The sequence below is a fragment of the Streptomyces sp. NPDC027663 genome, assembly GCF_055566415.1.
The window spans coordinates 1-26,096 of the sequence record NZ_JBVHSK010000007.1 but is presented as its reverse complement, the minus strand read 5'-3'; the positions used below and the strand labels follow the sequence as shown (position 1 = coordinate 26,096).

The window sequence follows — 26,096 nt, the reverse complement described above, 5'->3', positions numbered from 1 at the left end:
GCCGCGTGAACGTGCATCCGGCCTTCTTCGGCCGGCTGGATGTAGACATCAGATGTCCGTGACGAGTTCGGGTCCTACTCGCTGCATGTAATAGCCGCCTTCCGTGTAGCCCTTGGAGGAGGAGTCCTCAGCCCACGTGGACACGTCACCACCGTTCGGGATGTGGTATGCCCTGGCTGCGTCGAATGCAGCCTTCCTGGTGTACTTCATGTTGTTTTCGTTGCCGAGCTGCCAGTCCTTTCCTATCTGGCTGCCGGCGTCATCCTTCGCGCTGCCCTCGGCGTCCTTGAAGAGTTCCTCCAGCATCATGCTGGTGGCCGTTCCGGCAGCACCGCCCACTCCCGCGCCGATTGCCGGAGACGCGATGTAGGAGGTGCCTACGCCGACGCCGGTACCGACAGTTCCGGACACCAGGTTCTTCCACTGGGCAATCGAGTGGTCGAAATCCTTGTCCTTGGCGTCTGCTGGTCCTGCGACTGCCTCGTTCCGACCCATGGCAAGGGTTCCTGAAACCTGGCCGGAGTGTCGTGCAATATCCCGCACCGTAAGTTCCAGATCGTGATTGGGGCGTTCGCTTTCAGGGAGATCCGGATTCAGGTGGTATTCCATCAGCTTACCCATGTAGTTCTTCTGGCCTACTTCGACGGCCGCGTACCCCTTCGGGTCCTGGCCGACGGCGAAGAGGAAGCGCGATACCTCGCGGTGGTCCAGTTCGGCAGCCTCACCTTGTGCTGGGTAGAGCTTCTGGATGCGGTTCCACGCCGCCTGACCGTCAGCGTCGCCCTTCTCCGGATGCGGGTCGACATCGGTCGTCGCTCGGTCGATGTCCGGAAGGTACTCCGAGGCGATCTGGCCGATGCTGTCCGACATGTAGCTGTGGTCCGTGAGGCGCCCGTTGTCGTCCGAGACCGAAGACACGATGCTTTCGAACAGCTTGGCCTGGCCCGCGTTGTGTGCCGGTGTGTCATCGGTGGGCAGCTCACCCGCAGGATGACCCGTGGCGGCCGCTTCCAGGGCGGAAGCCAGGTTGTTGCGCGCGTCGTGGCTCCCTTCACGGCTCTCGTCGTTCTTGATCGCCTGTGGCCAATCGCGGTCTTCGAACAAGTACTTGAAGTTGGAGACGGCGTGCTTGTGGTCGCCGTCCTTCGGGATGAAGTCGTCGTTGAAGAACTCGGTGGCCGCAGCCGGGTTGTTGGAGAGTCCCTTGAGGTATCCGCCGAGCGGGTCCCAACCCGTGTCCCCGCTCAACCGGTTCAAGTACGGGTCGTGAGCCATCCGCTGCCAGGCGCCGTACTTACCGTCGTGCGTGAGCTTCCGCTCCGTGGCCATCAACTGCTTGCCGTACTCGGTCATGAACGTGTCGTCGTAGTCGCCGACGCGCATGAGATTGCTCATGACCTGGAAGCCACGGACGGTCGCCCGGTGCCCGACCTGTTCGTCACCCGACTCGATGACGTCCCGCTTCCACTGAGCCATCGAGACCGTGTCGCTCTGGCTCGCCGTGGCCAGCGTCATTCCCAGGCTCTTCTGCAGTTCGTCGAACTGCTCTCGTCGCTCGCGAGTGAGATCCGGTGCCACCGAGGGATCCACGACGCCGGCCCAGAACTCCAGCGTCTTCTTCGCCCCGAGGCCGGTCGTGAAGCGCTCGGCGAACAGCGGATCGTCGTGGTACTTCTTCAGTCCGGCGTTCAGGCGGTCGAACTCCTCGACCGTGAGGTGCTCCGGATCCTTCTTCGCCAGCTTCGCCAGCTCATCGGCCTTCTTCACGGCCGCCGCCGCGGTGTCCCGGTCCTTGTAGCCGGCGTCGGAGAAGCCCGTCGTGGACTGGTCGGCGATCGCCATGAGGACGGTCTTGGCCGTGTTGTCGCTCTCGGTGGCCTTGCTGAGGATGCCCTGGATCTCGTTGCGGAGGTCGTCGACTTCCTTCTGGTCGGTCGTGCTCGTCTTGCCGCTGGGATCGGAGCTCCAGTCGGGGCGCGTGTTGCCCATGACCGTGAACTTGCCTTCGCCGGCGTCGATGACGGTGAGATTCTTCCCGTGTCCGCGTGAGACGGCGTCCGTCAGCTGCTGGTGGAACGACTTCAGCTCGTTCCGGGTGTCACGCAGGATGTTGCGGATGGTGGTCGCCTGCGTGTGGGCATCGCCGAACTCGCCGGCCGTCTTGCCGATGAACTGCTTGGAGACCTGCGCGTTCACCCCGGCCCAGTCGGCCTTGGCGGCGGCCTGGTGCAGGCTGTCCTCGGCGTCCTTCTTGAGGTTCGCGAGGTGTGTCACGAGCGTCGACCAGTCGGTGACGGCGTCGTCGAGCAGCTTGAAGTTGGCGTGGTAGAGGGCGTTGAAGTCCATTGGTGGTCGTCCCCGGGGCAGCGGTGCCGATGGTGTGATCGCCTGCGTCGTCGACAACCGGACGCCGCTAGTCCTTCTTCTTGCCCTTGCCGTCGTCCCCGTAGGGGTTCTTGTCGCCCGGGGCCCCGACCCGTTCGTCGAACCCGGCGTCCAGCGCGTCGATGCTGCTCATCTGCCGCTGGATGTAGTGCTCGTCGTTCGCGTGCACGGTCTTGGTGGTCTGCATGTGGTTGGAGATCTGGGCGCAGGCGTCCATCAGGGACTTCAGCTGCTCCTCCCAGCGGTTGGAGACGTGCTGCAGCCCGGCGCCCAGGGCGAAGCCCTGCTCGGTGAGGTCACCGGCCGCGGAGTCACTGCTGGGGGGTCGCGACGCGCGCCTTGTTCCAGAGCTGGTCGTAGAGGTGGTGGGCGGCACCGCCGATCTTCTCCAGGTCCTTGTGGCCCACCTTGAGGTCACCGGTCTTGCTGGGGATCACGTAGGGGCCGTAGGTGCCGCCGCCCCCGTCGACGTGGTTCAGCTGCATGTGGGCCGACTGTCCCTCGGCAGCCTGCGTCTTCAGATGCTCCCACTCGTCCCATGCCATGGAAGGCCCCTTCCCCCGCGGAGATGCCGGCGTCACGTCAAGCTAGCAACCCACCCTGACGACGGTTTGCTCCATGTCCGCCATAGGTGATGTATCGGACGTGAAAGTTCAGCGAAGGGCGGCCGTCGACCGGGGGTTGAGGGCTTCCGCATGGGCCACTCCGGGAGTCGGCTCCGAGCTGTGCGGCAAGGCCCGGGGGCTGCCCGTGGGTGGGGTTTTGTGATTGCAAAGTTCTGCTCCGGAGTGCCTTCGCTGCTCTTCATGCGGCACGCATGTGAAACTTCTGCACAGATGCCGGGCACCTTCTGTCGCGATTGACTGTCTTGTTGTCATTCGCCTGCCGTAAGCCGGTCACTTCGGGACGCCATTGCAACTCAGCTGTCGCAGAGTTCAGTTGGCCGCGATTTACACAGTGACTACAGTGGTCAGGGATGGATCCTGGGGTGCAGCCATGAGCTACCCGGTCCGTCCGGCTGTATCAACGGGGAAACGGGGAAACGGGGAAGGGGTCGCAGTGGGCGACGGTGGCGGCTCGGGGATGAGGCGCGGCATCGATGCGCTGTCGAAGTTCAAGAAGCAGGTGGACGACGCCCTGACAGCTTTCGAGGGCGCTCCAGGCAGTCCCTCCAATCTTGCACAGCACACGATCGGTCTCGGTTCGTTCAGCGGCTCGAGCATCCCCTTCCAAGAGGCGACCGAGCTGCACGGCAAGTACGAGCAGGTGCACGAGCGCCTCACCTCGCTGTCGAAGAACCTGGGCCTGCAGATCGAGGCATTGATGCTCGCGACGCATGCGGCCGACGTCACGTACGACGGTACGGAGGGCGAGGTGCGTCGTAGGTTCTGGGAGATCCGCTCGCACCTCGCCGAGGAGCATCACAAGGCGACGCAGCCGAAGGGCGAGCACGCCGAGAAGAAGCCTGCCGAGGCCGAGCACGCCGGCGGCGACAAGTCCGCGGGGGAGGATTCCATTGGCTGACAACTGGCAGCAGAAGCCCGAGTACAAGACCGACGTCGAGCAGGCCAACCGCCAGGTCGGCATGGCCAACACGATCAGTCACCTGCGGAACGGGTTCAGGGGTACGCCGATCGGGGCGGCTCTGTCCGCAGGCAGGACCGACTTCGAGAACCACAAACTCAACGCGATGATCGACCTGGTCCACCAGTCCAACCCGGAGCACCTGGAGACGGCCAGCAGGGCGCTGTGGGACGCCCGTACGGCCATCCACGACGCGGCGACGGATCTGGAGCGCAACCTCAAGGGCGTCGACTGGGAGGGCGACGGCGCGGCACAGTTCCGCTCCTGGACCGACGGCCTCGTCGACTGGACCAAGAATCTCGCGACCTTCGCCGATGTCGCCGCCACCGAGATCTCCGCCGCCGCGACGGGGCTGGCCTCCGTGCGTAACTCCATGCCGACCGAGCGGGATCCTCGGCCCGAGCACGAGCAGTTGCTCCCCTCCAAGCTGCCCAAGGCCAAGCAGGTCGACGGCAACCCGGACTACGAGACGGCGCTGAGGGTCGAGAAGAACCGGCAAGAGGCGATCAACCAGGCGAACCGGCTGGCGTCGTTCTATTCGGTGTCCGCGATGGGGCTGGGTATGGCGATGGACACCGATCCGAAGCCGTACACGCCTATTCCGGATGTGGGGGTGCCGCAGCCGCCACGGTTCATGGACAACGGGACGCCGAGCGGTTCGAGATCGTCCACGCCTACCCTCCAGGGAAGTGTGGCGGGAAACCACAGAAGCGCGGCGGAAAGCCATGTCGAGCCGGCTACCTCGAGGGAAACAGGGACCAGTGGTCACGTACCGCCCCTGAAGGAAGTCCCCGAGCCCAGTGCACCCTCCGGCCATGACGTCGGCACGGAGATCAACACCACGACCACCCTGCCACCGCAGACGCCCGCTGCACCGCCCAGCTCTCCGGCACCCACCCTGCCGACTACCAGTGGCGGCAACGGGCACACACCTCCGTGGCCCCCAGGGCCGATGGTGCCTCCCGTCACGCCGACCTCCGGTCGTACCCCCGGCTATGGGCCGACCGGTCGGCCCCCCGTGACCGCACAAGGACGCACCGGTCCTTCGGGTACCGGAAGCGGCCGAGTGCCGCAGGGGCCCGCGGGCCAGCCGGGGCGTACCGTCTCGGGCGGCCGCGTTCCGCAAGGTCCCATGGGCCAGGCAGGGCGCTCCGTCCCCGGTGGCCGTGCGCCGCAGGGGCCGATGGGACAGGCCGCTCGTGCCGTGGGGCGCGCGACCCCGGCGGGTCAGCCGGGGGCGCGGGGTCCCGTTCAGTCCGGTCGTTCGCCGGTGGGGCGCCCTGTCACCGGCGGAACCCCGCGGACCACCAGCACGCCTGGCGGGCGTACCGGAGCAACTGGTCCCACCGGTCCGGTGCGCAACGGCGTCGTTGGCGGCAAGTCCGTCACGGGCCGTACGCCGGGAGGGACGGCCAATCCTCGTGTCCCGCGCGGTATGGTCGTCGGCGCCGAAGAACCGGCCTCCTCCACGCCGACGACGAAGGGTGCTGTCGGTCAGCGCGGAGTCGTCGGTGCGCCCACGGCCAGGACGGAACCCGGCGCGGGCCAAGCAGTCCTGCGCTCGGCGAGCAATCCCGAGGGTGTCATCGGCGCGCCCCGCAACTCAGCGAAGAACTCCGCTCCGGATGGTGCTGGGCTCGGGCGGGGTGCGGTGGGCAGCCGTCAGGGCCCGGGTGGCGAGGCCGGCCGCAGTGGTGGGACTGCCGAGAAGGAACAGCGCCACCCGTCGCAGCGGCGGCGTGATGTGCCAAAGAACAGCGACTGAACACGAGCGAGGACGTACACAGGCATGAAGCCAGGAACCGGCCGACGCGGCATGAGGACTGCCCTCCTGACGAGACGCAACGCGAGACGGCTGTCTGCTGTGTGCTCGGCACTGGGCGCGCTGGTCATCGCGTCGGCAGGACTGGCCCCCGGGGCTGTGGCATCGGACGACGTTCAGTCGAAGCAGTGGTATCTGGACGCGATGGGTGCCGAGGAGATCTGGAAGTACAGCACCGGCCAGGGGATGAAGGTCGCTGTCATTGACAGCGGAGTGAACCCCGAGACCTCTTCACTGAAGGGGCAGGTGCTGGTCGATGAGGTACCGAAGTCTGCGGCCTACCACGCGACCCGGGATACGGAGGGCCATGGTACGTCGATGGCCGAGCTGATTGCCGGAACTGGCGCTGGCGGCGGCATAAAAGGGCTTGCTCCTGGGGCGAAGATCATCCCCATCAACGTTTCGCAGCCTGATGGGAAAGATGAGAAGGATCAGGCCAAGCAAATCACGTCCGAGGAGGCGATCAGAGCCGCCGCCGACAGCGACGCCAAGATCATCAACATGTCCTTCGGGAGTGAGTACTACAGCTCCGAGGAGGAAGACGCTATCAAGTATGCCGCCTCCAAAGGAAAGTTGCTGTTCGCTGCGGTAGGCAATGAGGGCGACAAGGGCAATAAGCGCAGTTACCCGGCTGGCGACCCGTACGCTATCGGTGTTGCCGCTATCGACAAGTCCGGTACGGTCGGCAAATTTTCCACGTACGGAAATGACGTGGATCTTTCGGCTCCGGGGCTCAACATTCCGGGCTGGTGCGACAACACTTTCACCAAGTACTGCACCACACAGGGAACCAGCCCCGCCTCCGCCATCGCCTCCGCCTCCGCCGCCCTCGTCTGGTCCGCTCACCCCGACTGGACGGCCAACCAGGTCCTCCGCTCGTTCATCGACACCGCCGGTCGCACCTGGGCCAAGAACAAGCCCAGCAAGTATCTCGGCTATGGCATCATCCGCCCGCGCCGGGTGCTGATCAAAAAGGACATCGATCCGGGCGCGGCCAACAGGGACCCCCTCGCCGCCGAGAACGGAACGGACCCGGACGAGGACATCACCGCCGCCGGAAGCTCTTCGGCCACCCCCTCTCCCGGGGCGTCGAAGAAGCCCGGCAAGGAGGCCGGCTCAGCCAATGGCCCCACCTCCGCCACCGCGAAGGACGCCGGCTCCGGTAGCGGCACCCAAACCTGGGTGATCATCGGCGCCGCAGCCGCCGTACTAGTCATCGGGGGCGTCGGTTTCGTCGTGCTGCGCGCACGCCGTAACGCCTGAGCCGTCTCCCGCATACCTGCTCATTCACCGAGTGAGCAGAAGCCCGCTTGCCGTCCGTGCTGATGTCCGACTCACGGCCCAGCACACCGGCAAGGTCACTTCGTAACGAAAGGCATGGAAATGGCGACAGGGCGTCAGAAGGTAAGCGACAAGGACATCATCGTCCTCGAAAAGGAGCTTCTGCACCGTTTCGAGGGCATCAAGGGCCAGCTCACGCAGCTGCAGGCTCTTATCGACAGCCTCGAAGGCCACTGGAAGGGCATCGGCGCCGGCGCGTTCAACACCAAGCAGACCGAGATCAACGAGCGCATGGTCAAGATCGGCAACATCCTCGCCAAGTTCATCGAGGCCATGAGCAGCACCCGGAAGATCAAGGACGGCACGGAAGACGAGGTCCGCGCCCAGGTCCAGAGCATCGACGTCGATCTCGGCGGCTCGCACTCGGCGCTGTCCAGCTACTGATCCCCACCCGGCCAACACATCTCAGCAACGGAGCAATCATGAGCGCCAACAACAGCGGCGAGCTCGAAGTCACTTACGGCAGCCTCGACGAGACCGCCACCCAGCTGGCCGACCACGCGCGGAGGCTCGAAGAGGGCCTCGAGGCCATCAAGCAGAAGGTCGCGGGCGTCGCCAGCATGTGGGAGGGCGAGGCCCACAACGCGTACACCGAGCAGCAGGCCGCCTGGGACCGCGAGGCCAAGGGCATCCACGAGGCTCTGGTCCAGATCGGCAAGGTCGTGCACGCGGCCGGCGGCGACTACCAGGGCGGCGACCGGAAGGCCGCCAGCTACTTCATGTAAGTCGGCCGTACCGACCGACACGTCACGGCAGCGGGGTGGGCACGCACGGGAGGTGCCCACCCTCTGTCGTGCCCGGACGGCGACAGCGGGGCGTAGGCGGCACGCTGAAGGAACTCAGTGTTCGGGCACCGTGGCCGGCAGGTTGGCTTCCGCAGCGCAGCCCGCCTCCTGGGCGACTTTCCGGGAGACGGCGTTGAGGATCACCATGCGGTCTTTGTCGACACTGTTGCCGTGCAATCGGGAGGCAGCGGAAAACAGTTCCGCTTTCACGTACTTCGTGTCGCCGATGTACGCGTCCTTGGACGCTGCTCTGGTGGGACACTGGAAAAACAGGTCGGCCCCGGCGTCACTCACCTGCGCGTAGAGTCCCAAAGAATACCTGACCCTGTCGCCTCCGGCTTCCTTACCGGATGCCGAAGGGTGACTTTGGGATGCCGAAAACCGGACCTCAAGAAGGGGCTGCCCGCTGCCGTCACCGGTCTTGTACACCCAGCATGCGCTGCGCTTGCGGTATTCGTCGTGCAAATACTCGACCGCGTTTCGCATGGAAAACGTACGCGGCTCGTCTGCCTCACCGGCGCCTGCGGATTCGTCGAACCGGTCAGTGCCGGCCAGGCGTTGCAATGCCTGGCCGGCCGAGGCGTCATCGAACGCTCGGTCGCAGACCTTGCTCGCGGCCACCCCAGGGGTTTTCACCGGCTCATGTCGGGAGTTGTCGCTGCAACCCCCGACAAGAAGAACTGCTGCCGTGAGTGAGAAAGCCGTTCTGCGTGTACCACGCTCTGTGATCCGCTGCACTTGACGTCCCCGCTCAGTCCTTGTACGGAGGCCGGCCGTCCTTCTGGTGGACGGAGAGGTCACCGCGCGAACTTCCGCTGTTTCCGGTGTCGGGAGTCACTTGATCGAGGCGCATGTGTGCCGGCCGGCCCTGCGCCGCCTCTGCCTTCAGCTGTTCCCACCCGTCCCACGCCATGCGCGGTTCCTCCCCGTCCTCCCGTCCCTTGCAGAGACGGGATTCTCGTCAAGTGAGCAGTGCCTGTGCCTCAGTACTCCACTTCCACCAGCCCCGTCTGAACGAGCGGCTTCCCCCGCTTCCGTGACACGAAGACTCCTCGTCCCGCCGGCATCGGGCGTGGTCGGACCCCGGCGAGGACGTCGCCCTCGGCCGGGTCGCCGGCCAGGACGATGCCCTGGGCGCCGAGTTCCTTCATGCGCTGCATGAACGGCTCGTAGGAGGCGCGGCCCGCACCCGCGGAGGAGCGGGCGATGATGAAGCGGACGCCGACGTCACGCGCGAAGGGCAGCATCTCCGTCAGGCCGCTGAGCGGGTTGCCGCTGGACGTGGAGACGAGGTCGTAGTCGTCGATCACCACGAACACCTGCGGGCCGCGCCACCAGCTGCGGTCCCGCAGCTGCTGCGCCGTGACGTCGGCGGTCGGCGTGCGGCGTTGCATGAGGTCGGCCAGGGCCGCCATGTGGTGGTCCATCTGGCTGGACATCGGGATGTACTCCGCCAGGTGGGACGCCGGCGTGACGTCCAGCAGTGACCGGCGGTTGTCCACCACGAAGAACTTCGCCTCGTCGCCGCCGTACCGCAGTGTCAGCTGCTCGATCAGCAGGCGCAGCAGGTTGGACTTGCCGGACTCGCTCTCGCCGAAGATCAGGAAGAAGGGGTCCTGCTCGAAGTCGACGAACACCGGCTCCAGGTTCTCCTCGTCGAGCGCGAAGGCGACGCCCCGCTGCCGGAACCGGTCGCCCGGGGGCAGCTGGACCGCCTCCAGCCGGCGTGGCAGCAGCCGTACCTTGGGTGCGCCCGGGGCCTGCCAGTGGCGGCCGACCTCGGTCGTGAGCGCGGCCGTGGCCTCGGCGAGGTCGGTGTCGGAGGTGAGGCCGTCGATGCGCGGCACCGCCGCCATGAGGTGCAGCTTCTGGGGGGAGAGGCCCCGGCCGGGGACACCCGCGGGGACGTTCGCCGCCACCTTGCGGTCGATCTCCGAGTCCATCACGTCACCCAGGCGCAGCTCCAGGCGGTTCATCAGGTGGTCCTTGAGGTTCGCCCGGACCTCCATCGAGCGCGACGCCGTGATCACCAGATGGATGCCGTAACCGAGGCCACGCGCGACGATGTCCAGGACCGCCGGCTCCAGGCCCTCGTAGTCCGTGCGGAAGTTGCCCCAGCCGTCGATGATCAGGAAGACATCACCCCACGGCTGGTCGGTGACCGAGATCTCGCCGCGAGCGCGCCGGGCACGGTAGTCGGCGATCGAGGCGATGCCGGCCGTGCGGAAGTACTCCTCACGGCGGGTCAGGACGCCGTACACCTCGGAGACGGTACGGCGGACCCGCTCCGGGTCCAGGCGCGAGGCGGTGCCACCGACGTGCGGCAGCCCGTCCAGCGCCGCCATACCGCCGCCACCGAAGTCGAGGCCGTAGAACTGCACCTCGTGCGGGGTGTGGGTGAGCGCGAAGGAGCAGATGAGGCTGCGCAGAAGCGTGGACTTGCCGGACTGGGGGCCGCCGACGATCTGCATGTGGCCCGCCGCGCCGGAGAAGTCGAGCATCAGCCGGTCGCGGCGCTGCTCGTACGGCTTGTCGACCAGGCCGACGGGCACGACCAGGCGGCCTGCGCCCTCGTAGTTCGGCTGGGTCAGTCCACGGCCCTCCACCGCCGCCAGGCCAGGCAGCAGCGCGTCCAGGGAAGGCGGGTTCTCCAGCGGCGGCAGCCACACCTGGTGCGCCGCCGGGCCCTGCGCCTCGAGCCGACGCACGATCACGTCGAGGACCGTGTCGGCCAGCGCCTCGTCCACCTCGGGCTCGGCCTGCGTCCGCTGCTGCGGAACGGCGGTGTACTGCACGGGTACCTCGGTGGCCGTGAACAGCACCGGCCGCCGGTCCACGGGCAACTGTCCGCCGGGCAGGGCCGCCCGCTGGGATCCCGCGCGGTACACGCCGGAGACGTACGCCGCCTTGAAGCGGACCATCTCGTCCGTGCCGAACTTCAGGAAGCCGGAGCCGGGAACGTTGGGGAGTTCGTAGGCGTCGGGGACGCCGAGCGCGGCCCGGGACTCGGCCGCGGAGAAGGTACGCAGACCGATCCGGTAGGAGAGATACGTCTCCAGGCCGCGCAGACGGCCCTCCTCCAGGCGCTGCGAGGCGAGCAGCAGATGCACGCCCAGCGACCGGCCGATACGGCCGATCTGCACGAACATCTCGATGAAGTCGGGCTTGGCGGTCAGCAACTCGCTGAACTCGTCGATCACCAGGACGAGTGACGGGATCGGCTGCAGCGGGGCACCCGCCGCACGTGCCTTCTCGTAGTCGTGGATGTTGGCGTAGTTGCCCGCGTCGCGCAGCAGCTCCTGGCGGCGGTTCAGCTCACCGCGGATCGAGTCGCCCATGCGGTCGACCAGGGTCAGGTCGTCGGCGAGGTTGGTGATGACGGCCGCCACGTGCGGCATCTGCGCCATGCCGGCGAAGGTCGCACCGCCCTTGAAGTCCGCGAGGACGAAGTTGAGGGTCTCCGAGGAGTGGGTGACCGCGAGGCCCAGCACCAGGGTGCGCAGCAGCTCCGACTTGCCGGAACCGGTGGCGCCGACGCACAGGCCGTGCGGGCCCATGCCCTCCTGTGCGGCCTCCTTCAGATCCAGCATCACGGGCCGGCCGTCCTCGCCGACACCGATCGGCACCCGCAGCCGCTCCGCGAGCGCGCGAGGCCGCCAGGTCCGCTTGGTGTCGACGGACGCCGCGTCGCCGAGGCTCAGCAGGTCGGTGAACTCCAGGTTGGCGAGCAGCGGTTCGTCGTCGTCGCCGCCCGACGCCATGCGCAGCGGCGCCAGCTGCCGTGCCAGCGCCTCCGCGGACTCGTACGAGAGGGTGTCGGGCGTGCCCTCGTAGACCTCGCCGTGCCCGGATTCCAGGCGCAGCACGCCGGGCTGCACGACGATGGACAGGTCGCCGCCCGCCGTCGTGAGGTCGCCCGGCACCACCTCGAGCACCGTGACGCCCTGCAGTCCCTCCGGGTTGGCGAGCACCGAGTCCGGCAGCAGAGACAGGTCGTCCAGTACGAGCACGAGGTGCGGTTCGTCCAGCAGCGGCGTCGCGCCGGGGTGGAAGCGCGGCCGGCCGGTCAGCCGGGAGGCGAGCAGGTCCTCCAGTTCGCGCGGGTCGACACCGATCAGCCGGCGAGAGCCCGCGCCGTCCACGGCACCCGGTGCCTGTACGTGCGGCAGCCACTTCGCCCAGTCCCAGTGCGGCAGCGCCTCGCGGCCCGCGGCCACCGCGATGACCAGGTCCTGGGGAGAGTGCAGCGAGGCCAGCGAGCCGACCAGAGCGCGGGCCGAGGCCCGTACGGACTGCGGTTCACCGCTGACCGTGACGTGGTAGAAGGCGCGCAGCGACACTGCCATCGGCAGTTCGCCGACGGTGTTGTGCGCGCCGAGGAACCGCTGCATCGCGCCCGCGGTCAGCGGCTCCAGTTGCTCGACGGGACCCGTTTCCGGGGCGATGAGCGGCGTGGCCAGCGGCTGCGGGCCCAGGCCGATGCGGACGTGCGCGAAGTCCTCGTCACCGGGCCGTCGTTCCCACACCCGGCTGCCCTCGGCGACGAGCGCCCACAGCTGCTCGGGGGAGGGGTGCAGGTAGTACTGGGCGTCCCGCTGCGCCTTCGCCGTCTGCACGGCGGACTTGCGCGTCTGCGACAGATAGCTGAGGTAGTCGCGGCGCATGTCGGCCAGTTGCCCCTGGGAGCCGCGGCGGAAGCGGACCACCATCGCGATGGACATCGCCACCGTCGAGGCAATCATGATCATGCCCATGATCTTCATGAACGGCTGGCCGTTCGTGAAGAAGAAGACCACCGAGCCACCCATGCCCAACGTGGGCAGCAGCTGCATCAGCACGCTCTCCTGATGCCCCCGGGGCAGTTCAGGTGGTGGCTGGACAGCGACCACTTCCGTGGGCACTTCGGACGGCAGCGCCCTAGGGGGGCGCTTCACGACAATCTGGCTCACCGCTCACCAATTCCCTTGCCCGACCCAGGCGTTCCGCCCGCCACCCCGTGTCCGGCGAGCGCAGGCCGCCGCGTGATCCTACTGAGTTCACGCGACACGGGTGAGCGGTAGGGTGCCGGATGTTCGCGTGAGCACACGCCGAGCAGGCTGGATGGACCAGGACAAACCCCTCAATGGTGAGGTGGGAAGAGCCTGGAATTCCGCCCCACGGCGCCGCGGTCGCCGCGCACCGGGCGAACCGGCACGGGACCTTCACGACATAGACGCACCACCACCACTGAGGGGGAGCAGCAGGTGAGCATGACGGCCGCCGCCACCGGCGGACCCGGGACGGGAGCCCCGTCCGGGTCCGGCACCGGACTCGGCTTCTGCCGGGTCACCATCGTCGCGCCGGACAGCCGTATCGACGTGGCACTGCCCGACGACGTCCCGGTCGCCGACCTCTATCCCGAGATCCTCCGGCTGTCCCAGCAGAGCCCCGCAGCGGGCGCCCCGGTCGGCTACCACCTGGTCCGCACCGACGGCACCGTGCTGGACAGCGCCCGTTCCTTCGCCGCCCAGCGCATACTCGACGGCGAACTCCTCACCCTGCGGCCGTTCGCGGAGTCCCTGCCGCCGGCCGTCCACGACGACGTCGCCGAGGCTGTCGCCTCCGCCGTCACCAAGCAGCACAAGCTGTGGAGCGGGGATCTGACCCGGGCCGCCGGCCTCGTCGGCGGCGGCGTGCTGGCCGTGCTGCTCGCGTTCGTCGCCTGGACCGCCGACCCGCGCCACGACATGCACGGTCTGGCCGGCATTCTCGCCGCCGTCACCGGCGTCCTCCTCGTCGTGCTCTCCGCGGTTCGCGCCCGCGTCTACGACGACCGCGGTTCGGCCGTCGCTCTCGGCCTCGGCGCACTGCCCAACATCGGCGTCGGCGGCAGCGGCCTGCTGCCGCTGGCCGGCGGCGAGGGCATCGGCAGACTGCAGTTCCTGCTGGCCTGCGCGGCCGTGCTCGTCGCGGCGCTGGTCCTCGCGCTCTGTTCACCCCACGGCGACGGTCCCTTCGTGGCCTTCGTGTTCGCCTCGGTGATCGCCCTCGTCGTCGTCTTCGTGGCGACCCTCACCAACTGGGCCCCGACCGAGATGGCGGGCGTGTGTGCTCCCGTCGCCGTCGGCGCCCTCGCCTTCCTGCCGGGCATGTCCATGCGTTTCGCCCGGCTGCCGATCGGCTTCGAGAACCCCAGCAACGGCACTCCCCGCACCTCCGCCTACGGCGCCGAGTCCGCGACGCAGGAACCCGTCGACGCCGAGCGCATCGAGGCGCAGGCGCGGCGCGGACACGAACTTCTCGTCGGACTGGTCGGCGGCTGCGCACTGCTCGCCGTCGGAGCGTCGGCCGTGCTCGGCTTCTCCGACGACATCTGGGCCCAGCTGCTCGCTGCCGCGACCGGCGTCGCGATGGTCATGCGCGCCAGCCTGTTCCGCTACACGGCCCAGGTCGCCTCGGTCCTGGCGGCGGGGCTCGCCTCCCTGGTCCTGCTGGGCCTCGGTCTCGCCCTCGACCCGCCGCTGCACATCGTGCGAGCGGCGCTGGCCGGCGACCGCACCGACCTCGAGATCCGCACCATCTGGCTGATCGCGGTCATCGCCCTCGCCGCGGGCCTGGTCACCACGTTGGGCCTGATACTGCCGCGCCGCGGACTGACCCCCTTCTGGGGCCGCTTCCTTGAGATCTGCGAGGGCTTCGTCCTGCTCACGCTGATCCCGCTCACCCTGGCGGTCTTCGACGTGTATGCGACGGCACGATCCATGACCAGCAAATAGCTGCGCCGACGACAGCGGGCCCCGGCTCTTCGTGAGCCGGGGCCCGCTGTCGTCGGCGAGGCGCGGCTCACTGCACCTCGAGCCCCCCGTCATGAGCCATCGGCTCCAGATCGAACTCGCCGTCCCGCGCCCCCAGCACGAACGCCCGCCACTCCGCCTCGGTGTAGCGCAGCACGGTGTCCGGGTCGAGGGAGGACCGCATCGCCACCGCCCCGCCGGGCAGGTACGCGATCTCGACCCGCTCCTCGTGCTCCTCCGTGCCCGGTGCGCAGTTCCACTCGACGCCCGAGATGTCGAGGGCGTACAGCTCGTCCCGCTCCCGCTCCTTGCGCGCCTTGATCTCCGCTTCCGTCTCCGCCATCGTGCAGCGACCCCTCTCCGAGGTAGGTACGGTCCCGGCGCTCACCCTAGTGGCCGAGCCCGTCCCACCAGGCCCGTTCAGCGGCCGGGCGAAGGATGCCCGCCATCGCCTGGTACTCTGGGCGACGGCCGTTTGTGTACGCACCCCCGGACCCACCGAAACGACGGTGTTCTGGGGGCCGCGCCCAGCGGATCCCCGCCTCCCGAGTAACGGAAGCTCCCCCGAGATGCAGACCGGGGGCACTCGGTGGCACTCACAGACTATGAGGAGTACGCGTGTCGCTCGACGCCGCTACGAAGAAGCAGATCATCGCCGAGTTCGGTACCAAGGAGGGTGACACCGGCTCCCCCGAGGTCCAGGTCGCTCTGCTCTCCCGTCGGATCTCCGACCTGACGGAGCACCTCAAGACCCACAAGCACGACCACCACTCCCGTCGTGGTCTGCTGATCCTGGTCGGTCAGCGCCGTCGCCTGCTGCAGTACCTGGCGAAGAAGGACATCCAGCGCTTCCGTGCGCTGGTCGACCGCCTCGGCATCCGTCGCGGTGCGGCGGGCGCCAAGTAAGACGCCATGAAGGGAGCGGTTCCCGGACGATCTCGGGGACCGCTCCCTTTGCCGTATGCACGGCTGAGCCGCGCACCCGGAATACTCCGCCGTATGTGCGGAAACATGCGGAGTGTCACTCACGCTTTGTAGTGTGGTAGCACAACGCAATACGTACGACACAGCACGACAACGAACAGCGAGAAGCGCACCTCGCCGCCGCCGGTCCTCGGTAGTGGCCCCCGGGGGGAAGCGAGCCCCGGGTGCTTCGATCGAAGACCGGCCCGCACCGCACGGCGCGCTTCTCCGCCGCAGTCCCCCTGCCACACGGGCAGCCAAGGGACGAAAGACGATAAGTAACGGAGAAAACGCTAGTGGAGAACGAGACCCACTACGCCGAGGCCGTCATCGACAATGGCGCCTTCGGCACCCGCACCATCCGCTTCGAGACGGGCCGCCTGGCCAAGCAGGCCGCCGGTTCCGCCGTGGCGTACCTGGACGACGACACCATGGTGCTGTCGGCCACCACCGCCTCCAAGAACCCCAAGGACCAGCTCGACTTCTTCCCGCTCACGGTGGACGTCGAGGAGCGGATGTACGCCGCCGGCAAGATCCCCGGCAGCTTCTTCCGCCGTGAGGGCCGGCCGTCCGAGGACGCGATCCTCACCTGCCGCCTCATCGACCGCCCGCTGCGCCCCTCCTTCAAGAAGGGCCTGCGCAACGAGATCCAGGTCGTCGCCACGATCATGGCGCTCAACCCCGACCACCTGTACGACGTCGTCGCGATCAACGCCGCGTCCGCGTCCACGCAGCTGGCCGGTCTGCCCTTCTCCGGCCCGATCGGCGGCGTCCGCGTCGCGCTGATCCGCGGTCAGTGGGTCGCCTTCCCGACCCACACCGAGCTGGAGGACGCCGTCTTCGACATGGTCGTCGCCGGCCGTGTCCTGGAGGACGGCGACGTCGCGATCATGATGGTCGAGGCCGAGGCCACCGACGGGACCATCAAGCTCGTCGAGGGCGGCGCCGAGGCGCCGACCGAAGAGGTCGTCGCCGCCGGTCTGGAAGCCGCGAAGCCCTTCATCAAGGTTTTGTGCCGCGCCCAGGCCGACCTCGCCGCCAAGGCCGCCAAGCCGACCGGCGAGTTCCCGATCTTCCTGGACTACCAGGACGACGTGCTGGAGGCCCTGTCGGCCGCCGTCCGCCCCGAGCTGGCCCAGGCGCTCACCATCGCCGGCAAGCAGGAGCGCGAGGCCGAGCTGGACCGCGTCAAGGGTCTGGCCGCCGAGAAGCTCCTGCCGGAGTTCGAGGGCCGCGAGAAGGAGATCTCCGCCGCGTACCGCTCGCTCACCAAGCAGCTGGTCCGCGAGCGCGTGATCAAGGAGAAGAAGCGCATCGACGGCCGCGGTGTCACCGACATCCGCACGCTGGCCGCCGAGGTCGAGGCCATCCCGCGCGTGCACGGCTCCGCGGTGTTCGAGCGTGGCGAGACCCAGATCCTGGGCGTCACCACCCTCAACATGCTCCGCATGGAGCAGCAGCTGGACACCCTCTCCCCGGTGACCCGCAAGCGCTACATGCACAACTACAACTTCCCGCCGTACTCCACCGGTGAGACCGGCCGCGTCGGCTCCCCGAAGCGCCGCGAGATCGGCCACGGCGCGCTCGCCGAGCGCGCCCTGGTGCCGGTCCTGCCGACGCGCGAGGAGTTCCCCTACGCGATCCGCCAGGTCTCCGAGGCGCTGAGCTCCAACGGCTCGACGTCCATGGGCTCGGTCTGCGCCTCCACCATGTCGCTGCTGAACGCCGGTGTGCCGCTGAAGGCCCCCGTCGCCGGTATCGCCATGGGCCTGATCTCCCAGGAGATCGACGGCGAGACGCACTACGTCACCCTCACCGACATCCTCGGTGCGGAGGACGCCTTCGGCGACATGGACTTCAAGGTCGCCGGCACCAAGGAGTTCGTGACCGCCCTCCAGCTCGACACCAAGCTGGACGGCATCCCGGCCTCCGTCCTGGCCGCGGCCCTCAAGCAGGCCCGCGACGCCCGTCTCCACATCCTCGACGTGATGATGGAGGCCATCGACCGGCCCGACGAGATGTCCCCGCACGCCCCGCGGATCATCACCGTCAAGATCCCGGTCGACAAGATCGGTGAGGTCATCGGCCCCAAGGGCAAGATGATCAACCAGATCCAGGAGGACACGGGCGCCGAGATCACCATCGAGGACGACGGCACGATCTACATCGGTGCCGCCGACGGTCCCTCGGCGGAGGCCGCCCGTGCCACGATCAACGGCATCGCCAACCCGACGATGCCCGAGGTCGGCGAGCGGTACCTGGGTACGGTCGTCAAGACGACCACCTTCGGTGCGTTCGTCTCCCTGCTGCCCGGCAAGGACGGTCTGCTGCACATCTCGCAGATCCGCAAGCTCGCCGGCGGCAAGCGCGTGGAGAACGTCGAGGACGTCCTCGGCGTGGGCCAGAAGGTCCAGGTCGAGATCGCCGAGATCGACTCCCGCGGCAAGCTCTCCCTCGTTCCGGTGATCGAGGGCGAGGAAGGCAACGACGAGGCGAAGGACGACGCCGAGCAGTGACGTCCCGTAGCTCCAAGGTGACGGCCCGCCCCTCTTCGGAGGCGCGGGCCGTCGCCCGTACCCAAACCCTCATCAAGGGCCAGAACGGCATCGGCACGGTCCGCAAGACCACCCTCCCGGGCGGCCTGCGCATCGTCACCGAGACCCTGCCCTCGGTCCGGTCCGCGACCTTCGGTATCTGGGCGCACGTCGGCTCCCGCGACGAGACCCCGGCCCTGAACGGCGCCACGCACTACCTGGAGCACCTGCTCTTCAAGGGCACGTCCCGCCGCAGCGCGCTCGACATCTCCTCGGCCCTCGACGCCGTCGGCGGCGAGATGAACGCGTTCACGGCCAAGGAGTACACGTGCTACTACGCGCGCGTGCTCGACACCGACCTGCCGCTCGCCATCGACGTCGTGTGCGACATGCTGACCGGCTCGCTGATCCTGGAGGAGGACGTCGACGTCGAGCGCGGCGCGATCCTCGAAGAGATCGCCATGACCGAGGACGACCCGGGCGACTGCGTGCACGACCTGTTCGCGCACACCATGTTCGGCGACAACGCCCTCGGCCGCCCGGTCCTCGGCACGGTCGACACGGTCAACGCCCTCACCGCCGACCGCATCCGCCGCTTCTACAAGAAGCACTACGACCCGACCCACCTCGTGGTCGCCTGCGCCGGCAACATCGACCACAACAAGGTCGTACGCCAGGTCCGCGCGGCCTTCGAGAAGGCCGGCGCCTTCAAGAGCGCGGACGCGCGGCCCATCGCCCCGCGCGACGGCAGCCGTACGATCCGCACCTCCGGCAAGGTCGAGCTGCTCGGCCGCAAGACCGAGCAGGCGCACGTCGTCCTCGGGATGCCGGGCCTCGCCCGTACCGACGACCGCCGCTGGGCGATGGGCGTGCTCAACACCGCCCTCGGCGGCGGCATGTCCTCCCGCCTCTTCCAGGAGGTCCGGGAGAAGCGGGGCCTCGCCTACAGCGTGTACTCGTACACCTCCGGCTTCGCCGACTGCGGCCTGTTCGGTGTGTACGCCGGCTGCCGGCCCAGCCAGGTCCACGACGTGCTGCGGATCTGCCGCGACGAACTCGACCACGTCGCGCAGAACGGCCTCTCCGACGACGAGATCGCCCGCGCCATCGGTCAGCTCCGGGGGTCCACGGTCCTGGGCCTGGAGGACACCGGCGCGCTGATGAACCGTATCGGCAAGAGCGAGCTGTGCTGGGGCGAGCAGATGTCCGTCGACGACATGCTGGCGAAGATAGCGGCGGTCACCCCCGACGAGGTCCGCTCGGTCGCCCGGGACATCCTGGGACAGCGTCCCTCGCTCTCGGTCATCGGCCCGCTGAAGGACAAGCAGGCGGCCCGGCTGCACGACGTGGTCGCCTGAAACCCCACCGGTTAGGAAGCAGGAACATGAGCAAGCTGCGCGTGGCGGTCCTCGGTGCCGGGGGCCGCATCGGATCCGAGGCGGTCAAGGCGGTCGAAGCCGCCGAGGACATGGAACTGGTCGCCGCCCTCGGCCGGGGCGACAAGCTGGAGACGCTGGCGGAGACCGGCGCCCAGGTCGCCGTCGAGCTGACCACCCCCGCCTCGGTCATGGGCAACCTCGACTTCTGCGTGCGCCACGGCATCCACGCGGTCGTCGGTACGACCGGGTGGACCGACGACCGCCTCGCGCAGCTCAAGGGCTGGCTCGCCCAGTCCCCGGAGACCGGTGTGCTCATCGCGCCGAACTTCTCCATCGGCGCCGTGCTGACCATGAAGTTCGCGCAGATCGCCGCGCCGTACTTCGAGTCCGTCGAGGTGGTCGAGCTGCACCACCCGAACAAGGTGGACGCGCCCTCCGGAACCGCCACGCGCACGGCCCAGCTCATCGCCGAGGCCCGCCGGGCCGCCGGTACGGCCCCGGCGCCGGACGCCACCGTCACGGCCCTGGACGGCGCGCGGGGCGCGAACGTCGACGGCGTTCCCGTGCACGCGGTCCGCCTGCGGGGCCTGCTGGCCCACCAGGAGGTGCTGCTCGGCGGCGAGGGCGAGACCCTCACCGTCCGCCACGACTCCCTGCACCACAGCAGCTTCATGCCGGGCATCCTGCTCGGCGCCCGCCGCGTGGTGACCACTCCCGGCCTGACCTTCGGCCTGGAGCACTTCCTCGACCTGAGCTGAGCCACCCGTCATGCGCGCGAAGATCACCTATCTCGTCACGGCCGCCGTCCTGGTCTTCTACTTCGTCCTGGTCGGCAGCCGCGGCGTGATGCTCATCCAGTCCGGCACGCTCCTCACCGTCACCTTCGGCGTGGCGGTGCTGATCCTGCCGGTCATCGGCCTGTGGTTCCTGTGGAAGAACACCCAGTTCGTCCGCCGGGCCAACCAGCTCGCCGCCGAACTCGACGCCGAGGGCGGACTGCCCGTCGACGAGCTGAAGCGCACCGAGGGCGGCCGCATCGACCGGGACTCGGCCGACGAGGTCTTCGCCAAGCGCAAGGCCGAGACGGAGGCGACTCCCGACGACTGGCGCTGCTGGTTCCGGCTCGCCGTCGCCTACCACGACGCCCGCGACACCCCGCGTGCCCGCAAGGCGATGCAGCGAGCCATCGCCCTGCACGGCGGCAGACCGGCCCAGGTGTGACCCTCACCGGCAGCCCCGCGGACACCCGCCTCGCGGTTGAACTCGCGGAGGCTCGCCGGAGGCCACGAGCCCGCCGAGCCGCCCCGCCGGCTCGGCAGCCCCGCGGACACCCGCCTCCCGGTCGAACTCGCGGAGGCCCGCCGGAGGCCACGAGCCCGCCGAGCCGCCCCGCCGGCCGTACCTGTGAGCCGAAGGGGCCGGCCCGCACCACCGCGGGCCGGCCCCTTCGGCGCGCCCGGTTCAGCCGCGACGGTTCTCCGCGGCCCATGCCTCCACCGTGTCGGCCGCCCGGTCGAAGGCCGCCGGGCGGCCCAGGAAGTCCAGGCCGTGCGTGGTCAGCAGCGGCGGAGTGTCCTCGGCGCGCCGGTCCTTGCGTACGAGCGCCAGCGCCTGCCCCTGCACCGTGCGCGGCAGCCCCAGCCAGCGCACCGGCTGCTGCACCGTCCGCACGGAGACCACCCGCGCCCACGGCAGCGTCCGCGTTCCCAGGAAGCCGACCCGGCGCAGCCCGCGCCCGCTGACCCACACACCCATGCGCAGCAGCCGCAGCGAGCCGACGACGATCGCCAGGCCCGCGACGAGGACCGCTCCCGCGGAGGACAGCGAGGTCAGAGCGATGAGGACCGCGGCGAAGAGGACGAACGAGGCGAGCAGCAGGCCCAGCGCGGCGGCGCACACCCGCCAGGGCCCGGGCCGGTAGGGGCGGCGCCAGTGGTCCGGATCGTCGTACGGCAGTGCGCTCTCGGACGTGGTCTCGAAGGTGCGGTCGGCCGTCAGGAAGGGCAGGGGCACGGCTGGTCCTCACTCGCGGGCCCACGTGCTCCGGTCCTCGCGTGGGCTGTGCCCGGTGAGGCTATCCGGCCGTGTTCCCGCTCACCAGCCTTGAGCGTCCGGAAGGGTAACGGCTCCCGGTGAGCGCCGTGCCGGGCCCGGCATCAGCGCCCCTGGGACGCCTGGGACTGCTGCGTCGGCGCACCGGACGGCGTGGACAGCGCCGGCATGGCCAGGATCAGGGAGCCGACGAGCCCGGCGACGAGGGTGAGCCCCAGCAGCCAGCGCCCGGCCATCTCGCCGAAGGACGCCTGCGTGCGCGGCGGGGGAGTGACATTGCTGCGGAACCGGTCCGCCTCGGCCAGGAAGGCGAAGGGTACGGGCTCGCGCCGACGGAACATGGCGGTTGGCTTCCTCTCGGGTCTCGGGCCGAGCGTGCAGGCCTCACCGGTACAGACGATCGAGTGACACAAATGGTGCCCATGTCCGAAAAAATCGCGGGTGCGTTTTTTGAGGCGAGGTACTGCTCCGGCCTCGGCGGGTGCCCCGTAAGGTGGGCGCGAACCACTCAGTGATGGGAAGGACCCCGACCCCCGTGACCACCCCCGAGTCGCTCACGTTCCGCAGCGATGTCACCGTCGAGCTGGTGAAGTCCAGCGCTTCGGACGCCGACGTCCTCTTCGCCGCCCGCGTCTCCACCGCCGGCGAGCAGTCCCTGGACGAGCTGAAGAAGGACCCCGAGCGCTCCAAGGGCCTGATCAACTACCTGATGCGCGACCGGCACGGCAGCCCGTTCGAGCACAACTCGATGACGTTCTTCATCAGTGCCCCGATCTTCGTCTTCCGCGAGTTCATGCGGCACCGGGTGGGCTGGTCGTACAACGAGGAGTCCGGCCGCTACCGCGAGCTCCAGCCGGTCTTCTACGTCCCCGACGCTTCCCGCAAGCTCGTGCAGGAGGGCCGCCCGGGCAAGTACGTCTTCGTCGAGGGCACCCCGGCCCAGCAGGAGGCGGTGTCCAGCACGCTCCGGGAGTCGTACGAGCAGGCCTATACGGCGTACCAGAAGATGCTCGCCGAGGGCGTCGCCCGCGAGGTCGCCCGCGCGGCCCTCCCCGTCGGCCTCTACTCCTCGATGTACGCCACCTGCAACGCCCGCTCCCTGATGCACTTCCTCGGCCTGCGCACCCAGCACGAGCTGGCCAAGGTGCCGTCCTTCCCGCAGCGGGAGATCGAGATGGTGGGCGAGAAGATGGAGGCGGAGTGGGCGAAGCTCATGCCGCTGACGTACGCGGCCTTCAACGCGAACGGGCGTGTGGCCCCGTAACGAAGCCCTGTTCGGGCACCGGGAACGGGTGTACGGATCAGCCTGGCGAAGTGTCCGTATTGCGGCATTTAGAGAAGTTCATCTAGCCTGATCAAACGGACCCGGCACTGCTTGAACCCCCGAGCAGGCAGTGCCGGGCTCCATATTTGTCCTGACTTTCCCGATACCCCGAGGGCGCACCCCGCTTCAAGCACCGAGTAGCGTGTTACCCATGGCTCCGACCTCGACTCCGCAGACCCCCTTCGGGCGGGTCCTCACCGCCATGGTCACGCCCTTCACGGCGGACGGCGCACTCGACCTCGACGGCGCGCAGCGGCTCGCCGCCCACCTGGTGGACGCAGGCAACGACGGCCTGATCGTCAACGGCACCACCGGCGAGTCCCCCACCACCAGCGACGCGGAGAAATCGGACCTCGTACGAGCCGTTCTGGAGGCCGTCGGCGACCGCGCCCACGTCGTCGCCGGCGTCGGCACCAACGACACCCACCACAGCGTCGAGCTGGCCCGCCAGGCCGAGCGCGACGGCGCCCACGGCCTGCTGGTCGTCACGCCGTACTACAACAAGCCCCCGCAAGAGGGCCTGTACCGGCACTTCACGACGGTCGCCGACGCCACCGGCCTGCCGGTCATGCTCTACGACATCCCCGGCCGCAGCGGCGTCCCGATCAACACCGAGACGCTCGTCCGGCTCGCCGAGCACCCCCGGATCGTCGCCAACAAGGACGCCAAGGGAGACCTGGGCCGCGCCAGCTGGGCCATCGCCCAGTCCGGCCTCGCCTGGTACTCCGGCGACGACATGCTCAACCTCCCGCTGCTCTCCGTCGGCGCGGTCGGCTTCGTCTCGGTCGTCGGCCATGTGGTCACCCCCGACCTGCGTGCGCTGGTGGACGCCTACGTCTCCGGCGACGTCGTCAAGGCCACCGAGATCCACCAGAAGCTGCTCCCGGTCTACACCGGCATGTTCCGCACCCAGGGCGTCATGACCACCAAGGCCGCACTCGCCCTGCAGGGACTGCCCGCCGGGCCGCTGCGCTCGCCGATGGTCGAGTGCTCGCCCGAGGAGATCTCCCAGCTCAAGATCGATCTTGCTGCCGGCGGGGTACAGCTCTGACAACGGACTTGGCACCACAAGGGCTTCACAACTGAAGAACAACAGAAGACAGCGGGCCACCGGTGCCCGCACCCCACAACGACAACTGCTTCTGCACGAACGTCATGCGCGCCACGTGCCCGACCGGTACGTGGCGCGCGTGGTGAGGAGAGTCTTTTGAGTCATCCGCATCCTGAACTGGGCCCGCCGCCGCCGCTCCCCGAGGGCGGTCTGCGGGTCACCCCGCTCGGCGGTCTCGGCGAGATCGGCCGCAACATGACGGTCTTCGAGTACGGCGGCCGCCTGCTGATCGTCGACTGCGGAGTGCTCTTCCCCGAGGAGGAGCAGCCCGGAATCGACCTGATCCTGCCGGACTTCTCGTCCGTCCGGGACCGCCTCGACGACATCGAGGGCATCGTCCTCACGCACGGCCACGAGGACCACATCGGCGGCGTCCCCTTCCTGCTCCGCGAGAAGCCGGACATTCCGCTGATCGGCTCCAAGCTGACCCTCGCCCTCATCGAGGCCAAGCTCCAGGAGCACCGGATCCGTCCGTACACCCTGGAGGTGGCGGAGGGGAACCGTGAGCGCATCGGCCCCTTCGACTGCGAGTTCGTCGCCGTCAACCACTCCATCCCGGACGCCCTGGCCGTCGCCATCCGCACCCCCGCGGGCATGGTGGTGCACACCGGCGACTTCAAGATGGACCAGCTCCCGCTGGACAACCGCCTCACCGACCTGCACGCCTTCGCCCGGCTGAGCGAAGAGGGCATCGACCTCCTCCTCAGCGACTCGACGAACGCCGAGGTCCCGGGCTTCACGCCGCACGAGCGCGACATCTCCAACGTCCTGCGGCAGGTCTTCGCCGGCGCCCGCAAGCGGATCATCGTGGCGAGCTTCGCCAGTCATGTCCACCGCATCCAGCAGATTCTGGACGCGGCCCACGAGTACGGCCGCAGGGTCGCCTTCGTCGGCCGCTCCATGGTCCGCAACATGGGCATCGCCCGCGACCTCGGCTACCTGAAGGTCCCGCCGGGCCTGGTGGTCGACGTCAGGACGCTGGACGACCTGCCCGACCACGAGGTGGTCCTGGTCTGCACGGGTTCCCAGGGCGAGCCGATGGCGGCCCTGTCCCGTATGGCCAACCGTGACCACCAGATCCGCATCGTCGACGGCGACACGGTCATCCTGGCGTCCTCGCTGATCCCCGGGAACGAGAACGCGGTCTACCGCGTGATCAACGGCCTGACCCGATGGGGCGCGAACGTCGTCCACAAGGGCAACGCCAAGGTGCACGTCTCCGGCCACGCCTCCGCGGGCGAGCTGCTGTACTTCTACAACATCTGCCGCCCGAGGAACCTGATGCCGGTCCACGGCGAGTGGCGCCACCTGCGGGCCAACGCCGAACTGGGCGCGCTCACGGGCGTCCCGCACGACCGGATCGTCATCGCCGAGGACGGCGTGGCGGTCGACCTCGTCGAGGGCAAGGCCAAGATCTCCGGCAAGGTCCAGGCAGGCTACGTCTACGTCGACGGCCTCTCGGTCGGCGACGTCGGTGAGCCGGCGCTCAAGGACCGCAAGATCCTCGGCGACGAGGGCATCATCTCGGTCTTCGTGGTCGTGGACGCCTCCACCGGCAAGATCACCGGAGGCCCGCACGTCCAGGCCCGCGGCTCCGGCATCGAGGACTCGGCGTTCGCCGACGTCCTCCCGAAGATCACGGAAGTCCTGGAGCGGTCCGCCCAGGACGGCGTCGTGGAGCCGCACCAGCTCCAGCAACTGATCCGCCGGACCCTCGGCAAGTGGGTCTCGGACACGTATCGCCGCAGGCCGATGATCCTCCCGGTGGTCGTGGAGGTCTGACGCCCCGTCGGATGTGAGCCCGGAGCGGGGCGCCTCGATTTGCATCGGGGCGCCCCGCTCCAGTACGTTTACGGCTCCGCCCAACCGGGAACCCCAGCACTTCACGCGCTGGACACGGATGCCCGGAGCGGGTGGGAAAACCGACTCAGAACTTCTGATAAAGTCGGAACCGCCGGAAAGGGAAACGCGAGAGCGGGAACCTGGAAAGCACCGAGGAAATCGGATCGAGAAAAGATCTGATAGACTGGGAAACACGAAGGG

General features: G+C 68.6%; 21 protein-coding genes and 1 pseudogene. 14 read left to right on the top strand and 8 right to left on the bottom strand.

Going from position 1 to position 26,096, the window contains the following annotated elements:
- Positions 1–48: 48 nt before the first annotated feature.
- Positions 49–2,346, bottom strand: a complete 2,298-nt coding sequence (locus ACZ4SF_RS20110) for a hypothetical protein (protein ID WP_468386067.1) — start codon at positions 2,344–2,346, stop codon at positions 49–51.
- Between the two features lie 67 nt (positions 2,347–2,413).
- Positions 2,414–2,930, bottom strand: a pseudogene (locus ACZ4SF_RS20105) (hypothetical protein).
- Between the two features lie 514 nt (positions 2,931–3,444).
- Here ACZ4SF_RS20105 and ACZ4SF_RS20100 point away from each other — a divergent pair.
- The 5 genes from ACZ4SF_RS20100 (at position 3,445) to ACZ4SF_RS20080 (ending at position 7,857) form a co-directional block, all read left to right on the top strand.
- Positions 3,445–3,909 carry a hypothetical protein gene (locus ACZ4SF_RS20100; RefSeq protein WP_468386064.1) on the top strand — a complete coding sequence of 155 codons (465 nt, stop codon included), beginning with the start codon at positions 3,445–3,447 and terminating at the stop codon, positions 3,907–3,909.
- Entirely contained in the window at positions 3,902–5,734 is a 1,833-nt protein-coding gene (locus ACZ4SF_RS20095; RefSeq protein WP_468386061.1) for a hypothetical protein, read from the top strand. Before ACZ4SF_RS20100 ends, ACZ4SF_RS20095 begins: the two co-directional genes overlap by 8 nt.
- A 51-nt stretch (positions 5,735–5,785) precedes the next feature.
- Positions 5,786–7,054 (top strand): S8 family serine peptidase, encoded by a 1,269-nt coding sequence (locus ACZ4SF_RS20090; RefSeq protein WP_468386791.1) that lies wholly within the window; start codon positions 5,786–5,788, stop codon positions 7,052–7,054.
- A 120-nt stretch (positions 7,055–7,174) separates the two neighbouring features.
- A complete protein-coding gene (locus ACZ4SF_RS20085; protein ID WP_468386058.1) occupies positions 7,175–7,516 on the top strand; it encodes a WXG100 family type VII secretion target in 342 nt (113 codons plus the stop codon).
- Positions 7,517–7,554: 38 nt separating this feature from the next.
- Positions 7,555–7,857 carry a WXG100 family type VII secretion target gene (locus tag ACZ4SF_RS20080; RefSeq protein ID WP_468386055.1) on the top strand — a complete coding sequence of 101 codons (303 nt, stop codon included), beginning with the start codon at positions 7,555–7,557 and terminating at the stop codon, positions 7,855–7,857.
- Positions 7,858–7,971: 114 nt separating this feature from the next.
- On the opposite strand, the gene ACZ4SF_RS20075 is transcribed toward ACZ4SF_RS20080, so the two are convergent.
- The 3 genes from ACZ4SF_RS20075 to eccCa all read right to left on the bottom strand — a co-directional run bounded on the left by ACZ4SF_RS20075 (position 7,972) and on the right by eccCa (position 12,866).
- Positions 7,972–8,538 carry a hypothetical protein gene (locus ACZ4SF_RS20075; RefSeq protein WP_468386053.1) on the bottom strand — a complete coding sequence of 189 codons (567 nt, stop codon included), beginning with the start codon at positions 8,536–8,538 and terminating at the stop codon, positions 7,972–7,974.
- Between the two features lie 130 nt (positions 8,539–8,668).
- On the bottom strand, positions 8,669–8,830 hold the full coding sequence (locus tag ACZ4SF_RS20070) for a hypothetical protein (protein WP_468386050.1): 162 nt from the start codon (positions 8,828–8,830) through the stop codon (positions 8,669–8,671).
- A 70-nt stretch (positions 8,831–8,900) separates the two neighbouring features.
- Positions 8,901–12,866 carry a type VII secretion protein EccCa gene (eccCa, locus tag ACZ4SF_RS20065; RefSeq protein ID WP_468386047.1) on the bottom strand — a complete coding sequence of 1,322 codons (3,966 nt, stop codon included), beginning with the start codon at positions 12,864–12,866 and terminating at the stop codon, positions 8,901–8,903.
- Between the two features lie 300 nt (positions 12,867–13,166).
- Here eccCa and eccD point away from each other — a divergent pair, with 300 nt between their 5' ends.
- Complete coding sequence (gene eccD / locus ACZ4SF_RS20060) at positions 13,167–14,672, top strand: type VII secretion integral membrane protein EccD (RefSeq protein ID WP_468386788.1); 1,506 nt, start codon at positions 13,167–13,169, stop codon at positions 14,670–14,672.
- Between the two features lie 67 nt (positions 14,673–14,739).
- Here the strand turns inward: eccD and ACZ4SF_RS20055 are convergent, their stop codons facing one another.
- A complete protein-coding gene (locus ACZ4SF_RS20055) occupies positions 14,740–15,033 on the bottom strand; it encodes a DUF397 domain-containing protein (RefSeq protein WP_468386044.1) in 294 nt (97 codons plus the stop codon).
- A 275-nt stretch (positions 15,034–15,308) separates the two neighbouring features.
- Here ACZ4SF_RS20055 and rpsO point away from each other — a divergent pair, with 275 nt between their 5' ends.
- The 5 genes from rpsO (at position 15,309) to ACZ4SF_RS20030 (ending at position 20,787) form a co-directional block, all read left to right on the top strand.
- Positions 15,309–15,596: a 30S ribosomal protein S15 gene (gene rpsO / locus ACZ4SF_RS20050; protein ID WP_003997419.1), complete on the top strand. Its 288-nt coding sequence runs from the start codon at positions 15,309–15,311 to the stop codon at positions 15,594–15,596.
- Between the two features lie 353 nt (positions 15,597–15,949).
- Complete coding sequence (locus tag ACZ4SF_RS20045; protein WP_468386041.1) at positions 15,950–18,169, top strand: polyribonucleotide nucleotidyltransferase; 2,220 nt, start codon at positions 15,950–15,952, stop codon at positions 18,167–18,169.
- Positions 18,166–19,545 (top strand): M16 family metallopeptidase, encoded by a 1,380-nt coding sequence (locus ACZ4SF_RS20040; RefSeq protein ID WP_468386039.1) that lies wholly within the window; start codon positions 18,166–18,168, stop codon positions 19,543–19,545. Before ACZ4SF_RS20045 ends, ACZ4SF_RS20040 begins: the two co-directional genes overlap by 4 nt.
- A gap of 26 nt (positions 19,546–19,571) precedes the next feature.
- Complete coding sequence (dapB, locus tag ACZ4SF_RS20035; RefSeq protein WP_468386037.1) at positions 19,572–20,324, top strand: 4-hydroxy-tetrahydrodipicolinate reductase; 753 nt, start codon at positions 19,572–19,574, stop codon at positions 20,322–20,324.
- A gap of 10 nt (positions 20,325–20,334) precedes the next feature.
- Positions 20,335–20,787, top strand: coding sequence for a tetratricopeptide repeat protein (locus ACZ4SF_RS20030; protein WP_468386034.1), 453 nt, complete (start codon positions 20,335–20,337; stop codon positions 20,785–20,787).
- Positions 20,788–21,027: 240 nt separating this feature from the next.
- On the opposite strand, the gene ACZ4SF_RS20025 is transcribed toward ACZ4SF_RS20030, so the two are convergent.
- The gene (locus tag ACZ4SF_RS20025; protein WP_468386031.1) at positions 21,028–21,579 is read right to left on the bottom strand and encodes a hypothetical protein; all 552 of its coding nucleotides are present in this window, start codon (positions 21,577–21,579) and stop codon (positions 21,028–21,030) included.
- A gap of 143 nt (positions 21,580–21,722) precedes the next feature.
- On the bottom strand, positions 21,723–21,959 hold the full coding sequence (locus ACZ4SF_RS20020) for a hypothetical protein (protein WP_468386029.1): 237 nt from the start codon (positions 21,957–21,959) through the stop codon (positions 21,723–21,725).
- Between the two features lie 173 nt (positions 21,960–22,132).
- Between ACZ4SF_RS20020 and thyX the strand changes: the two genes are divergently transcribed.
- The 3 genes from thyX (at position 22,133) to ACZ4SF_RS20005 (ending at position 25,835) form a co-directional block, all read left to right on the top strand.
- Positions 22,133–22,882, top strand: a complete 750-nt coding sequence (gene thyX / locus ACZ4SF_RS20015) for an FAD-dependent thymidylate synthase (RefSeq protein ID WP_468386026.1) — start codon at positions 22,133–22,135, stop codon at positions 22,880–22,882.
- A 211-nt stretch (positions 22,883–23,093) separates the two neighbouring features.
- Complete coding sequence (gene dapA / locus ACZ4SF_RS20010) at positions 23,094–23,993, top strand: 4-hydroxy-tetrahydrodipicolinate synthase (protein WP_468386023.1); 900 nt, start codon at positions 23,094–23,096, stop codon at positions 23,991–23,993.
- Positions 23,994–24,149: 156 nt separating this feature from the next.
- The gene (locus ACZ4SF_RS20005; protein WP_468386020.1) at positions 24,150–25,835 is read left to right on the top strand and encodes a ribonuclease J; all 1,686 of its coding nucleotides are present in this window, start codon (positions 24,150–24,152) and stop codon (positions 25,833–25,835) included.
- Positions 25,836–26,096: the final 261 nt, after the last annotated feature.

Excerpts from the sequence above, each read along its gene's own strand:
- ACZ4SF_RS20110 (WP_468386067.1), bottom strand. The coding sequence starts at position 2,346 with ATGGACTTCAACGCCCTCTACCACGCCAACTTCAAGCTGCTCGACGAC.
- ACZ4SF_RS20090 (WP_468386791.1), top strand. The coding sequence starts at position 5,786 with ATGAGGACTGCCCTCCTGACGAGACGCAACGCGAGACGGCTGTCTGCT.
- ACZ4SF_RS20085 (WP_468386058.1), top strand. The coding sequence starts at position 7,175 with ATGGCGACAGGGCGTCAGAAGGTAAGCGACAAGGACATCATCGTCCTC.
- ACZ4SF_RS20080 (WP_468386055.1), top strand. The coding sequence starts at position 7,555 with ATGAGCGCCAACAACAGCGGCGAGCTCGAAGTCACTTACGGCAGCCTC.
- ACZ4SF_RS20070 (WP_468386050.1), bottom strand. The coding sequence starts at position 8,830 with ATGGCGTGGGACGGGTGGGAACAGCTGAAGGCAGAGGCGGCGCAGGGC.
- eccD (WP_468386788.1), top strand. The coding sequence starts at position 13,167 with ATGACGGCCGCCGCCACCGGCGGACCCGGGACGGGAGCCCCGTCCGGG.
- ACZ4SF_RS20055 (WP_468386044.1), bottom strand. The coding sequence starts at position 15,033 with ATGGCGGAGACGGAAGCGGAGATCAAGGCGCGCAAGGAGCGGGAGCGG.
- dapB (WP_468386037.1), top strand. The coding sequence starts at position 19,572 with ATGAGCAAGCTGCGCGTGGCGGTCCTCGGTGCCGGGGGCCGCATCGGA.
- ACZ4SF_RS20030 (WP_468386034.1), top strand. The coding sequence starts at position 20,335 with ATGCGCGCGAAGATCACCTATCTCGTCACGGCCGCCGTCCTGGTCTTC.
- ACZ4SF_RS20020 (WP_468386029.1), bottom strand. The coding sequence starts at position 21,959 with ATGTTCCGTCGGCGCGAGCCCGTACCCTTCGCCTTCCTGGCCGAGGCG.
- thyX (WP_468386026.1), top strand. The coding sequence starts at position 22,133 with ATGGGAAGGACCCCGACCCCCGTGACCACCCCCGAGTCGCTCACGTTC.
- dapA (WP_468386023.1), top strand. The coding sequence starts at position 23,094 with ATGGCTCCGACCTCGACTCCGCAGACCCCCTTCGGGCGGGTCCTCACC.